Raw genomic sequence first — 14,553 nt, 5'->3', positions numbered from 1 at the left:
CTATGAAAAGAACCCAAATAAGGAACGGAAGCACCATCGCTACAAGCACTGCCACATATGGCTCTTCATTCCAGATGTGTGATAAAACATTCCAAAGTTGGATGAGAAAGAACAAAAAGATCCTCTTTGATCAAACTACTCAATAATTGTACTAAATAATGCAATTAGTCATAAATCTGTAACTTTGATCCGCGATAATCTCTATCCGATAAATGAATAGACTCAAGAAGATTAAGTAAGATGAGTACACCCTTAGTGCAACTAACATTTGCACTGCAATCATTTGATGATTCTATGTCTGCGGCGATGAGCCACGCTATGGAATATGAAAAGCTATCGCTAAAAGCCAATGCTGCGCATAACATTACGCTGCAGTGTGTGTTGCCTGATGGCGCAAATGAGAGCGATGTTATTTCACTAAGTGCAACGCAGCCCAGTGCGCGTGGGGCGCAGTATTTTACTGAAAAAACGCTGAGCAATGCAGACCTTGAATCTGGTACTGTAAATCTTACTTTAAGTAACATTACACAAAGCCAGTGTTTTGTAGTGCAAATGATGCTGCACGGAAAAAACACGACCTTAAAAGAAAGCCAGCAACTCGATGTGTACATTAAAGCATTTGAGCAAGGCTATATTCCTGAGCAAATAAAAACTGAACATACCAAGTCACAGGGCGTTCGTAGCTACTTTGCAAGTATGGGCTCTACGTTTTTATCGCTGTTTTAATGCAAACTGCACTTAAATTACGCGACACTACTTATAAGTTGTTAGGGCGTGTTGAACTTTGGTGGGTGAATTTACAGCAGTATGTTTGGTTTTTAGGCAAGGCAGAGCCTATGTAGTGTGGTTACTCCCCATAAATAGGCGATAACGCAGCATAAATACCAAACATGCACTGCCCTTTGGGTTCTTTCTAGGGACGATTAACTCTTTGTTGCCTACATGGATGTAGGTAAGGGGCGTGAGCAGGACGCGGAAGCTTTGCTCGGTTTTTACTTAGCCCACTAGGTTACAAACCTCGCGCCGCGATTTAATCGCCTCTAGATTGAACAAATTTCAATCCACAAAGACCAACACGCCCTAGTCTGCAAAACTCACTTTACCCATAGTAACTCCCGCAATACCTTGTGCGGTGTTACTTAGGTGTTGCTGCTCTCCGGCTAGGCATTCGTTTGCTAAAATAGCAAATAACACAGCCTCTTTTGCATCAGGGTTAATACCTAAATCGTCGGTATTTTTAAAAGCCTTAATACGTGGGCAAAGCGTTGTAAGTTGCGCCATTAGTAATGGGTTATGAATACCCCCACCACTTGCATACACCACACAATTTTGTGCGCGCTCTGCACACTCGTTTAATGCATTTGCTATAGCGGTTGCAGTAAAGGTATTTAAGGTGGCCATTACATCTTCATGGCTTAAGTGGTGAGTATTTGTAAGTTGCTGTGCGGTGTTTAAATACGCTAAGTTAAATACCTCAGGCCCTGTGGTTTTAGGCATTGGGAGTTTAAAAAATGCGTTATTACACAATGCATTTAATAATGGTGTATTTACCTTGCCTGCTTTAGCTATTTTTGCGCCATCGTCATAATGCATATCTTTAAAATGTTGCTGTACGTAGGCATCCATAATGGTATTACCGGGGCCAATGTCGGAGCTAAACACACCGTTTGCATCACCATTTTTGGGTAAAAACGTTAAGTTAGCTATGCCGCCCATATTTAGCAAAATCCGACTCTCCACAGCGCTCGAAAAATACAAATAATCGCCATACACAGCAAGTGGTGCGCCCTCGCCTCCTGCGGCTATGTGTTTTTGCCTAAAATCACCAATGGTTGTAATACCCGTAGTAACGGCTATTTGGTCGCTATCGCCAATTTGTAAGGTGCCATTAGTAAAGCTTTTGTGATTATGCTGCGACTGCGGGCAGTGGTAAATGGTTTGCCCGTGACTTGCTATTACATCAATACTTGCCGGGTCTATTTGCCAAGTATGTAAGCACTGGTTAACCATATCGCCATGGAGTTTACCTACCCACGGGTGCAGTAAAGTTACAAGCTCTAAATCGCACTCTCGTTTGGCAAATACCTGCTTTATTTTAGTTTTATAATCGTCGTTGTAGTCAACGGTGGTAAAATTTAAAACCTCAATGTGAGTATTTAAGCCCGCGCCCGTTATTTTACACAGTGCAACATCAAGCCCATCCAACGAGGTGCCGCTCATTAAACCAATAATTAAACGGCTTGGTTTTAGGGCGCTGTTATAAAGCGCTTTAATGTGAGGGTGCATAATGGCATCTAAAATAGGTGTAATATTTTGCTTATATTAGAGGACTTTAAAACAAAGTAATAGCCGTAAAGCGTTTAATTTAGGTTCTGATTGTTTAACTCTTAAATGATTGTTAAGTTAGTGTGCATACTAAAAATTTATGAAAAAATATGATCACCCTCAGAGAGTTTAAAGCCCAAGACGCGCCTTTTATTATTAACACCTTAAATGATGAACAGGTAACGCGTTATTTATCGTCAAAAATTCCGTTTCCGTATACGCAAGCCGATGCAAACTGGTGGATAAGCCAAGGCTCAAAAAACGGCATTATTAAGGCCATTGTTGTAAATGGGCAATTTGCGGGCTGTATTGGTATAACTCCCGGCGAATTTGAATACAAACGCAGTGGCGAAATTGGTTATTGGCTTAATAAAGCCTATTGGGGGCAAGGTATTATTACTCGCGCTATTGAACTTATATGCAATGAAGCGTTTGCAAGCTCACACTTAAACAGAATTTTTGGTGCCGTGTTTGCTGGTAATACCGGCTCTATGAAAGCACTTACTAAGAGCGGCTTTGAGCAAGAGGCTGTGCTTAAACAGGCCATTTATAAAAACGGGGTACTTTACAACAATCATATATTTAGTAAGCTCAAAGCAGACTAATTACTCTAATTAAATCTGCGCAAAGGTTGAATTATCAACCACCCGCCCAAAACTCCTTTATTAAGGTACGCATTGTACATATTCATACTGCTTAGCCGCGCATTATTGTTTAGCTGAACACGATTTTTAAAGCGTAAACATTCGGTAAGTAGTTTATTTATATTAATAGGAGATCTTTTATGTCTACGACTAGTCGCCAACTTACTCTTGAATCACGCCCTAATGGCGCTCCAACAGATGAAAACTTTAAATTAAAAACGGTAGAGCTTCCGGCTTTAAAAGACGGTGAAGTTTTACTACGTACTATTTACCTATCGCTAGACCCGTATATGCGTGGTCGTATGAGCGATGCTAAGTCGTACGCAGATCCAGTTAATATTGGCGATGTAATGGTTGGCGCAACCGTGTGCCAAGTAGAAGAGTCTAAAAACGATAAGTTTAACGAAGGCGAATGGGTACTTGCCTACACAGGTTGGCAAGACTACGCCATTACCGACGGCGAAGGCTTAATGCAGTTAGGTAAAGAGCCTGCAAACCCTTCATACGCATTAGGTATTATGGGTATGCCTGGCTTTACTGCTTACATGGGTTTACTTGATATTGGCCAGCCTAAAGAAGGCGAAACCGTAGTTGTTGCAGCAGCAACAGGCCCTGTAGGCGCAACCGTTGGTCAAATAGCTAAAATTAAAGGCTGTAAAGTAGTGGGTGTTGCTGGTGGTAGCGAAAAATGTGCACACGCAGTTGAAAAACTAGGGTTTGATGCCTGTATCGATCACAAAGCTGATGACTTTGCGGAGCAGCTAGAAAAAGCCTGCGATAAAGGCATTGATGTTTACTACGAAAATGTGGGCGGAAAAGTATTCGACGCCGTACTGCCACTATTAAATACCGCAGCGCGCGTACCACTGTGTGGTTTAGTATCGCAATACAACGCTACTAGCTTGCCAGAAGGCCCAGACCGCTTAGGTATGCTAATGGGTCAATTGCTTACTAAGCGTATTAAAATGCAAGGTTTTATCATTTTTGATGATTACGGTGACCGTTACGACGAGTTTGCACAAGACATGCAAAAATGGCTACAAGACGGAAAAATTCAATACCGTGAGCACATGGTAGAAGGCATCGAAAATACAGTAGACGCGTTCAACGATATGATTTGCGGCAAAAACTTTGGTAAAACAGTGGTTAAAATTAATAACCCACTTTAATTTTAAACGACTTGTAAGGCCAAGCCCTTACAAGCCATAAAAGGACTGACATGATTAAACTACACCATTTAAATAAATCCCGTTCTAAACGTATAATTTGGCTTTTAGAAGAGCTAGATGTTGACTACGAAATTGTGGCTTATCAGCGTAATAAAGACACATTCCTAGCCCCTGACGAATTAAAACATATTCATCAACTTGGTAAGTCGCCGGTAATTGAAGACGGCGGTTTAATTATTGCTGAATCAGGCGCTATTACCGACTACCTTATTTCTAAATACGGCAACGGTAAATTTGCTCCAAAAGTAGATACCGCTGAATATGTTGACTACCAGCAATGGCTGCACTTTGCAGAAAGTTCAGCAATTTTACCGCTTTTACTTAAAATGTTTGTACTAAAAGACGGCGCTAAAACACAGTTTTTAGAAGGCTATGCCGACGCTGAAACAGCTAAAGTAATTAGCTACTTTAACGACCGCCTAGAAGGTAAACGTTATTTAGTGGGCGATACCCTAACGGGCGCTGACTTTATGATGTCGTTTATTGTTGAAATAGTTAAAAACTCAGGTCAATTAGCGCACTTTAAAAACCTCGTTAAATACGACGAGCAATTACAAAGCCATGAGAAGTTTCATACAGCTAATGAGCTAGAAGCAAAGTACGACTAAACCTTTATATAATATTTTTATATAACACTAAGGAGCATTTTGCTCCTTTTTTAATACCTGTAAAATATGCCCCGCCAAAGTTACGCTTGTAAACTAAATTAACAATCACCTACCTTATTGCTAATAAAACTTTAATTAATAAGGCATAATGCTGCTATTGTTTAAGTATTTTCACTAATAATACAAGCTGCTCTTGCGCGTATTGACTCACCCTTGGGATCAACCATGACCATAAACATGCGTTTAACGACCGGCTTTGGCGTAATTTTATCAATGATGATTATTTTAACCATTATTGGAATTTCGCGCGTTAGCCTTATTAATAATAACATTACCCACATGACCGACGTAAATTCGGTAAAGCAACGTTACGCAATTAACTTCAGAGGCAGCGTACACGACAGAGCAATAGCCGTGCGCGACGTAGTGCTAATTACCGAGCAAAGCAGTTTAAGTACCGTGTTAAATAACATACAAGAGCTAAACGCATTTTACCAAACGTCAAGCCGCGCTATGGCTAAGCTAATGGGTGATATGAATAGTGAAGAGCGCGCTTTAATTAATAAAATAAATCAAATAGAGCAGCGCACTCAGCCTTTCATTCAAGGTATAATAAACGCTAAAAATGCAGGAAACCTAAACGAAGCTAAACGCATTTTATTAACCGATGCGCGCCCTGCGTTTACCCAGTGGCTAAATGTTATAAACCAATTTATAAACCTGCAAGAGCAAGCAAATCAAACCACTACTATTAATACTCTCGATATTGCCAGTTCATTTGAAATTTGGATGATTTCGCTCACCGCGCTTGCAATTTTAATAGGTGCAAGCGTTGCGTATGTTATTAGCCAACTGATCAGAAAGTCAGTAGGTGGCGAACCACAAGAAGCCGCCGAAGTAATTGCCCTTATTGCCCAAGGCGATTTAAGAGGTGATGTACAGTCGTGTTGCCCAAATAGCATGATGGCTTCTGTAGGGGTTATGCAATCTAAATTAAAAGCCATTGTAGATAGCATTATTAACTCATCTGAAGAGCTTTCTACTCACTCTGCAAGCGTAGCGTCTGGCTCGCAGCAAGCACTTAGTGCCGCTGACGCACAAGTAACCTATACAAACTCGGCAGTAAGCAGCTTAGAAGAAATGAGCCGCAGTATAAATGCAGTTGCTGGCTCTGTTAAACAAACAGAAGATAACTCAAAAATAACTGCGCAATTATCGCAGCAAGGTAGTATTGCAGTGCAAAAAGTAGCGGCCGAAATTGAGCAAATTTCTGTAACCGTAAAAGCCACAGTTACCCAAGTAAACGTGCTGCAAGAACATGTAAAACACATTGGCGATATTTTAAGTGTGATCCGCAGCATTTCTGATCAAACAAACTTGCTTGCACTAAATGCGGCAATAGAAGCTGCAAGAGCAGGCGAAACTGGCCGAGGTTTTGCTGTTGTAGCTGACGAGGTAAGGCAACTTGCCCAGCGTACTGGTGATGCAACAGGCGACATTGAAAAGATGATTTTGCAAGTGCAAGAAAACACGCAAGCGTCGGTAACAGCTATGGAAACCACAGTACCGCAAGTAGAAAATGGCCTAACGCTTACCCATGAGGCAAACGAGTTACTGCATCAAATACAGCAACAAGCTAACGACTCATTAAGTAACGTGCTTGAAATTGTTGAATCAACATCAAACCAAGTAGCCACCGTGGCGCAAATTAGTACCGGCGTGGAAGAAATTGCTAATATGTCGAAAGAAACCAGTATGTCGTTAAATAGTAACGCACAAGAAGCGGTGGCATTAGCGGATCTGTCGGGCACACTCAAAAAGTATATTAGTTACTTTAAAGTTTAAGTGTTTAGCGTTTTACAGCAATTTAAAAAGGGGCTTTAAGCCCCTTTTTTGTAGGTAGTAATAGTTATATGTAGGGATAACCTAGTTAACTAACCTAAACGATATAACTATATACCCGCTAAATCACGCTCGGTAATACACTCATCTGAGGCCATTTCAAACTCGCGGCACACTAATGGGCGGTTTTCGTAAATGGAGCACATAAGCGTATTACGATCGAGTGCTTGGCACCAGCCATCGTCAGCGCGTTTCATTACTTCGCTGCCCCATTTATCGTATTCTATATAGTTAAAAGGCACGCCGGTGTCGGTTACTATGCGCACTTCTAATTGGCAACAACAGGCTTGGCAGTTAGCACACGTAACGGGCTCTGGGGTAGTCGTAATATTTTCAACGGGAATAACAATATGCGGCATAGTGGCTTACTTTTTTGAATAAGCCACTAGGATACAGTAACTAGTTTAACGCGCTAGTAGTTTTGCTTTAATATCGCCGTAACGCATCTGCTCGCACAATGCAAAGCCACTCAATTGGCGCACTTTATTACGCGCAAATAATGGCACACTCATCCCAGCTAAAAAGCGGCATTGGGTTTCAATACCCACATTATGATTACCTTTGTCTGCCATATGCGCTAAAAACTCATCCACCTTTTGATAAATAAGTTGCTCCTCAACATATGCAGGCTCTATAGAGTATTCAAGCTTAACCGCATGACCTCTACACACACTACAATGCCCACATTGCTGTGGTGCATTTTGATCGTCAAAATAGCGCGCTAAGTTATAGCTTAAGCAACTTTGTAGCTCAAAAAAGCGTACCAGTGCAGCTATACGTTTAATTTCGGCTTGTTCTTTATCACTAAAGTAGTCGTGTAGTTGCTGGGCAAGTTCTGGGTTATTTATAACCTCCCCATGCACTTTGTATACTTGGGTAATACGTTTGGTTTCGAGCGTTATTAGGTTTTTTTCGGCTAGGTAATCAAGGGCTGCCACTACGCGTTTTCGATCAACCTGCGCGGCTTGCGTAAGGGAGTCAAAATTTAGCGTGCCCCATATTTTTTTAAAATCGGTATGGCTAAATATTTGCGTTAAAAAAGCTTGGCGCTGCTGGTCAAACTGGCTTAGTAGCTCGTTTTTATCAACCAAAAATTTATATTTAAAATCAGCGTAGTAGGCATATTGCGGTGTTATAGCGCCTTGCATTTCTAGTTGTACTAGCAAGGTTTTAAGTGCCAGTTGCCTAATATTACTTTCGCTTGATAAGCTGTATTCTTGCATTTCCCATTGCTGGTGGCTTTGGCGAATATCGTTAATTACGTATTCAATACCGCTAAGCTCTGGGGTGTCGCCATATACAAAGTTTTCAACCGTATTTAGCCCATCTAAATTGGCAAGGGTGTAGCAGTTTGATGGATTGCCATCGCGCCCTGCTCGGCCAATTTCTTGGCTATAGTTTTCAATCGATTTTGGTAAATCGTAATGTATAACAAAACGAATATCTGACTTATCAACGCCCATACCAAAGGCAATGGTAGCCACCACTACGTTAATTTTACCCGCCATAAAGTCATCTTGAATTTGCCAGCGTAGCGTATCTTCAAGCCCCGCATGATACGCCACCGAGTGCACACCTTGTGCACTTAGCACATTAGCAACTTGCTCGGCGCTTTGCTGTAGCGTTACATACACAATACCAGGGCCATTTTGCGCGCGCACAATGTTGGTAAGCTCGGTATTTTTATCGGCGGTTTTAACGCTCAACACACTTAAATCTAAATTAGCGCGGTAAAAGCCCGTTTGCACAATACACTCAGGTGATATAGCAAATCGCTCTGCCATATCGCGTTTAACTTTTTTAGTCGCCGTTGCCGTAAGCAGCAATACTAAAGGAATATTAAGCTCTTCGCGGTAACGCGGTAGTTTAAGGTAGTCGGGTCTAAAGTTATGGCCCCATTCAGATATACAGTGCGCTTCGTCTACCACTAACATCGAAAGCTTAACTTGGCTTATAAACTCTCTAAAACGCTCGTTTTTAAAACGCTCAACCGACACCATTAATACTTTAATTTTACCATTTCGCACATCATTCATTACGGTGCTGCTTTGCATTTGATCTTGGCTCGAATCAAGGCTAGCCGCGTAAATACCTTTGCTATTTAAAAAGCTAATTTGATCTTTCATCAATGCAAGCAAAGGCGAAACCACTAACGTTAAATTTGGTAAATGCAACGCAGTTAATTGATAGCACAACGATTTACCCGAACCGGTCGGAAATATAGCCAACGACGATTGACCATTTAAAAGCTGCTCTATAGTTTGTTGTTGCCCTGTTCTAAATTGGCTAAAACCAAAGTGTTGTTCAAGTGACTGAATTAATGGCGTGGTCATAAATACCCTTTTCGTTGTTTTTCAAACAGCGATTTAACTGCACAGCTAAGCGATAAAAAAGTGAGTATAACTTATATGCCTTTAATCATCATTTTTTGCTGACATATCCTTTATTTAAGCGCAAAATAACCTCACTAAAGAGTATGTTATTACGTTTGCCAAAAATAATTTTCATAATACCCAAATAACCTCAAAACACTAAAAATAATACAGATTATTTGGGTATATTATTTTTAAGGGCAACGTTATGAGTATTACAATACCTAAAATCGTCGTTATTGGCGGTGGTGCTGGCGGGCTAGAGCTTGCAACCCAACTAGGGCATAAACTAGGGAAAAAAAACCAAGCAGATATACTGTTAATAGACAAAAACCGTACCCACATATGGAAGCCGTTACTGCACGAAGTAGCGACAGGCTCTATTGACCCCGATTTAGATGGCGTTGTGTACTCAGCCCATGCCGCAAAACATCATTACCGTTTTCAACTTGGTACTTTTTGCAATATAGACCAAAGCAATAAAACAATTACTCTCTCCCCGCTCAACGACGAGTTAGGCCACACCATTTTACCTGGGCGCACGGTACGCTACGATCACCTTGTTATTGCCATTGGCAGCGTAAGTAACGACTTTAATACCCCAGGTATAAAAGAGCATTGTTACTTTTTAGACTCAAGCCAACAAGCAGAACGCTTTCAGCATTCATTACTCGACAGCTTTACGCGCCTTCATCAGGACGACAATCAACAACAATCGCTTAATATCGCCATTGTAGGCGGCGGTGCTACCGGTGTTGAACTCTCAGCTGAGCTTTATCATGTGTCTGAACTATTAAAGCTTTATGGCTTAACAAATATGTCGTCTAAGCGTTTGCATATTCATTTAATAGAAGCCGGACCACGAATTTTACCAGCACTACCAGAGCGTATTGCCGTAAGTGCCAAACGCGAGCTATTAAAGCTTGGCGTAAACGTGCGCGAGCAAACACAAGTAAAAGAAGGCACCGCACAAGGCTTTATCACCAAAGATGAAGAACACATTGATGCCGATATTATGGTGTGGGCAGCAGGCGTAAAAGCACCTGATTTTATAAAAGACTTAGGTATTTTTGAGCTGACGCGTAGCAACCAAATTCAAGTAAACGAGTTCTTACAAAGCACCGTAGACGAAAGCATTTTTGTATTAGGTGATTGCTGCGCATTTACCCAAGCGGATGGCAAGCAAGTACCGCCACGCGCACAATCGGCGCATCAAATGGCGCAGTGCGTCGAAAAAAATCTTATCGCAACGCTAAAGCAGCAACCACTACGCGGCTTTAAATACAGCGACCATGGCTCGTTGGTTAACTTATCGAGCTACAGCACCGTGGGTAACTTAATGGGTAACCTAACCAGCAATACCTTTTTTATTGAAGGTAAAATTGCCCGCTTTATGTATATATCTTTATACCGTATGCACCAACGCGCTATACACGGTAGCGCAAAAACCTTTGCATTATGGATAAGCGAAAAAGTGCTGCGTGTAGTGCGCCCTAAAATGAAGTTGCACTAATAAATTAAGTACGCTCACAAAACCACAAAAAAGCTTTAAGAGTTAATAAGTATTATCTCTTAAAGCTTTTTTGCACTTTGCGTACCTAAAGTAGTACGATGTGAGAATATTTTAATAACATCAAAGGATTGGCGGTTATGAAAAAGCTACTTCTCGGACTTATAATTATAGCGGCTTTGGCAGTATATCTATTTAAAACCCAGCCTAACACAGCCTCTGTAGAGCAGCCCAACGTGGCTGCACCAAATGCCACTGAGCCTAACTTAGTTAATAAAAAGCAGCCTGCAGAAGGCACCCCGCTACGAATAGTCACAGATCTAAAAAAAGATATTCGCCTTTGCAGAGATCAATCACAGCAACAACACATAAAAATAAATAATTTAAACCAATCGCTTGTTTCATTTTTTGTGAGTGAGCTTAAAAAAGGGACGTCGGTCCCTACGATTTTAAAGTATGCAAACCTATCAGAAATCAATAAGCGTCAATACATTGCCTTTTTAAGAGATGCCATAGTTACTGAGCAAAAACAGCAGCTTAATATTACTAGCTCTTTAAACGAATTAGCTAATTGGCAAGGCATTGAGGCAATTAAAGGCTTCACCAATGATAAAGTAAAAGAAATGATTCAACAGCTTGGAGATAATAAGCATAGCCCTCCAGGACTTACTCTGAGTGTACCCCTTGATGAAAATGTACAAAAAGAAACCCTTTATGCTTTATTAAACAACACAGATACATTTACCACTTATTCTAAAACGTTTATTAAACTTGAAGGCAGTGAGGTTATTTCCCCGGCTACATTGTTTGTGCTTAATGCAAATAAATTTACGCCAAAAGAGTTTGAGCAGGCAATTTCATCTAACCAATTCACAGTAAATGAAGTAGCTACTGCGATTAAAAACAACATTCCTAATGAGTATATTTTTGCGCTTATGAAGCAGGTGCCGGCACTGGATGCTATGCCGCTGTACGAAGAAAATTCTGTTTTATATAACATGGCTGATATTGCCGTAAGCCAGTTTAATTTACCGCTTGTAAAAGCACTGCAGCAACTAGCCGTAACACCAACCAATCAGCCAGGCTTATTTACGGGTTTAGACGTTGCAATAGTAAGCCTGCCTAAAAGCGGTAACTTAACGCCAGCCCCTTTAGATGCAAAGCATACTCAAATGTTGGACTACCTCACAGAGCAGGGCTATAAAGCTCATAGCGGCAATGCTAATGACGACCTAAATGGCAAAGGCGTTTCTTTTGTAAGTGACTTTATTTACCAGCAAGGCGCCTATATTAATGGGCAGGAAAACCCTGAGCAATATGCTTACTTTAGCCCTATTGGTAAAATAGACAACGCCACATTGCCACAAGTGAGTGAGCCCGATGATTCTGATGTTGCACGTTTTTTAGTAGATTTGAAGCAACAAAAGGAAGATCTAGATAATAAAAGACAAAACTGTGAACTATTACAGCAGCAGTTAAGCGCTACTGAACAATTACACTCTACTATGCGAGCATATAATACGGTGCTAGAGATAAAAAAAGAGCAAGGTAATAACTTCGAATATATTTTACAAGAACAAGACCCCGTATTAGTTAATTACTGGTGGAGTATACTAAGCAATCAGCTTTCAAACGATAGAAGCCATAGCGCGTTCAGCGAATATTTGTCTAAAAAAGATTACCAAAAAGCTTATGAGTACAGCCTTAGTACACCATTAACTCAAACAGAAACCGATACACTTTTTGCATTCCTACTATTAGAGCCTCATGACTTTATAACGATCTGGCAAAGCCGAGTTGAACCTAAGCCACCTAGTGATTTAGCAAGATTAAGTCGTTTTCCTCTTAGTCAATGGCAAAAGCTTAAACAAGCTGGTTTTGATTTTTCGATTACCGATACGTATGGGCGCGACGTTTATGTACAAGCTGTATCGTCTTCTGTCGAGGTAGTACAATTTCTAATTGATAATAAAATACCCGCTGATTCAGAAAAATTAGGCGTAGATATACTCGACCTAGCGCTTGAGCAAAGCTACACCAAAGGGGAGTTAAGCCCAATGATTCCTTTAGCCCTTCAGCTTGTTGAAAAAATTGAACCGAATCACCTTTCTCGCGCAGCACGATTAAAAACGTTTTATCCTGAGGTTTACGAGCAATTAATTAAGTTAAACCCCGCATTAAAACCCGCAGAGGGCACGCAGCTAAATCACTATACTTTTAATAGCCTATAACCCGCACTTTTAATACGCCAACAAATTAGTTGGCGTATTTGTTACTAACCAAAATATTGTCTTTAATATTTAACATTGTCTGTGTAGAGTATTTAAAACAACTAAGGAAATTGGGTTATGACGGGTAAAACGCTAATTTTTAATTTTGACGGCACAGGAAACGAGCCCCGTGATGCAGAGCAATTTAGCTCAGAGCATTTTAAAGAAGACTCTAATATTACCAACATTCTAAAATTGCATTTACTGCTTGGCGGTAAATTAGAAGACTCCCCCATTACTCCTTTTGCTAACCAACTCAGTTTTTATTATCAAGGTATTGGCACTAAAGGCAGCCGCCTTAAACGCATTTTAAACCAAACCCTTGCACCTCGTGGTGACGACGTAGCCAGTATTTTAAATCAAGCATTAAGCGACTTTAAAGCTCACTACCTAATAGGCGATGCCATACTGCTAACGGGTTTTAGCCGAGGCGGTGCACTTGCTAGGCGTTTTGCTAAAATCCTAGAGCCTTTAATTGCTGATAATGTTTACGTATGTGTATTTGATACCGTCGCCTCTATTGGCTTATCAAAAGTAAGTAAAGCCACACGCGGCGCAGAGCACGTTATTTTTGAAAACCACACCATTGCCAACAACATTACTCACGCGCTGCACTGCGTAGCCCTTGATGAAAAACGCCGCGCGTTTGAACCCACACTCATGAACCATCAAAGCAATATTACCGAGCTATGGTTTGCAGGAGCGCATTCAGACATTGGCGGCGGTTACTACCGCGATGGCCTAGCCGATATTTGCTTGCGCTACGCACTTGAGTGGTTAATAGAACAACCGCTTAATATTTCGTTACTCACTAGCCACGATATAGATTACGAAACCCTACTCCCCGATAGCAACTTGGTAGCACAAGATGACGTAACCGTAACGCCCGATCCGCTCGCATTAAGTCACCAACAAAATTACTTTTGGTTTAACCCATTTTTTAAATTAGTAGATAGGCAGTGCTATGTATTAATTGATGACGAAGCCAGCAACCTTGAGCCTTTAGTGCACTACAGCGTAGCCGAACGCATTAATAAGCTAACCAGTTACCGCCCAGAATCGCTTAAAAAACTGCATTACAAAATTAGCTATAACGACAACACCACACTTAGCTTTATTGGTTTAAGCCAACATATAGAACTGGCTAATCAAAACATGAATGTGCTGAGCATTAACCAAAGCCAAGATGTAATGGTATTTGCCTCAGAGCAATATAACGCAACCGGCCTTATGCTAGAGCAAGGCGCTACGTACCGCTTTACCCCATACCCAAATCAATACTGGTTTGACGATGGCATAAAGTGTACGCCATTAGGCTGGAACCGCGATAACGTACAACTTGGCGTAAAAGAAATCCCCATGGCTGTGCTTGAACCATTTAGACGATTTCCTCGTGCACAATGGTTTTCACTTATTGGTGCTATAAATAAAAACGACGACCACCTTTTTGAAATAGCCAACGGCGCCGACATTAAAATGGATAAATCTGGCGAGTTTTGCCCATTCGCAAACGACCTAAGCCGCTTTTACGGCGCTAATGCCGGTAAAATAAAAGTGAAAGTAACGCGGCTGGAATAAGAGGAAACCGAGGCTTTTAAATTGTAGGTGCGATTTTACATCGCGCTTTGCTCTTTAGTAACGGCTCATAACTCCCAATCAACACTGCAAAGCCCGCCTAAACACCTGTAGGCGC

11 protein-coding genes are annotated in these 14,553 nt (G+C 41.1%); 8 read left to right on the top strand and 3 right to left on the bottom strand.

Annotated features, from left to right (window positions below):
* The first annotated feature begins 240 nt into the window (after window positions 1-240).
* Window positions 241-726, top strand: a complete 486-nt coding sequence (locus H5160_RS04905) for a hypothetical protein (protein WP_010554987.1) — start codon at window positions 241-243, stop codon at window positions 724-726.
* A 354-nt stretch (window positions 727-1,080) separates the two neighbouring features.
* On the opposite strand, the gene H5160_RS04900 is transcribed toward H5160_RS04905, so the two are convergent.
* Window positions 1,081-2,286 (bottom strand): anhydro-N-acetylmuramic acid kinase, encoded by a 1,206-nt coding sequence (locus H5160_RS04900; protein WP_182736952.1) that lies wholly within the window; start codon window positions 2,284-2,286, stop codon window positions 1,081-1,083.
* 149 nt (window positions 2,287-2,435) lie between these two features.
* On the opposite strand from H5160_RS04900, the gene H5160_RS04895 reads away from it, so the two are divergent.
* The 4 genes from H5160_RS04895 (at window position 2,436) to H5160_RS04880 (ending at window position 6,651) form a co-directional block, all read left to right on the top strand.
* On the top strand, window positions 2,436-2,930 hold the full coding sequence (locus H5160_RS04895; RefSeq protein ID WP_182693829.1) for a GNAT family N-acetyltransferase: 495 nt from the start codon (window positions 2,436-2,438) through the stop codon (window positions 2,928-2,930).
* 179 nt (window positions 2,931-3,109) lie between these two features.
* Window positions 3,110-4,138, top strand: a complete 1,029-nt coding sequence (locus H5160_RS04890; protein ID WP_002962785.1) for an NADP-dependent oxidoreductase — start codon at window positions 3,110-3,112, stop codon at window positions 4,136-4,138.
* A gap of 50 nt (window positions 4,139-4,188) precedes the next feature.
* The gene (locus H5160_RS04885) at window positions 4,189-4,806 is read left to right on the top strand and encodes a glutathione S-transferase family protein (protein WP_002962787.1); all 618 of its coding nucleotides are present in this window, start codon (window positions 4,189-4,191) and stop codon (window positions 4,804-4,806) included.
* A 225-nt stretch (window positions 4,807-5,031) separates the two neighbouring features.
* Window positions 5,032-6,651, top strand: coding sequence for a methyl-accepting chemotaxis protein (locus H5160_RS04880; protein WP_182736950.1), 1,620 nt, complete (start codon window positions 5,032-5,034; stop codon window positions 6,649-6,651).
* A 107-nt stretch (window positions 6,652-6,758) separates the two neighbouring features.
* On the opposite strand, the gene H5160_RS04875 is transcribed toward H5160_RS04880, so the two are convergent.
* Together H5160_RS04875 and H5160_RS04870 are read right to left on the bottom strand one after the other, a co-directional pair.
* Entirely contained in the window at window positions 6,759-7,067 is a 309-nt protein-coding gene (locus H5160_RS04875) for a YkgJ family cysteine cluster protein (RefSeq protein ID WP_077535485.1), read from the bottom strand.
* A 45-nt stretch (window positions 7,068-7,112) separates the two neighbouring features.
* A complete protein-coding gene (locus tag H5160_RS04870; protein ID WP_182736948.1) occupies window positions 7,113-9,041 on the bottom strand; it encodes an ATP-dependent DNA helicase RecQ in 1,929 nt (642 codons plus the stop codon).
* A gap of 247 nt (window positions 9,042-9,288) precedes the next feature.
* On the opposite strand from H5160_RS04870, the gene H5160_RS04865 reads away from it, so the two are divergent.
* From H5160_RS04865 to H5160_RS04855, 3 genes are all read left to right on the top strand, one after another.
* Window positions 9,289-10,593 carry an NAD(P)/FAD-dependent oxidoreductase gene (locus tag H5160_RS04865; protein WP_182736946.1) on the top strand — a complete coding sequence of 435 codons (1,305 nt, stop codon included), beginning with the start codon at window positions 9,289-9,291 and terminating at the stop codon, window positions 10,591-10,593.
* Window positions 10,594-10,730: 137 nt separating this feature from the next.
* Window positions 10,731-12,821 carry a cupric reductase gene (locus H5160_RS04860; RefSeq protein ID WP_182736945.1) on the top strand — a complete coding sequence of 697 codons (2,091 nt, stop codon included), beginning with the start codon at window positions 10,731-10,733 and terminating at the stop codon, window positions 12,819-12,821.
* Window positions 12,822-12,938: 117 nt separating this feature from the next.
* On the top strand, window positions 12,939-14,438 hold the full coding sequence (locus tag H5160_RS04855) for a DUF2235 domain-containing protein (RefSeq protein ID WP_154904082.1): 1,500 nt from the start codon (window positions 12,939-12,941) through the stop codon (window positions 14,436-14,438).
* Window positions 14,439-14,553 lie beyond the last annotated feature (115 nt).

This window comes from Pseudoalteromonas sp. SG43-4 (assembly GCF_014164325.1).
GTDB lineage: Bacteria > Pseudomonadota > Gammaproteobacteria > Enterobacterales > Alteromonadaceae > Pseudoalteromonas > Pseudoalteromonas distincta.
The sequence above is the reverse complement of the archived record's forward strand: the minus strand, read 5'-3'. Positions and strand labels throughout refer to the sequence as shown.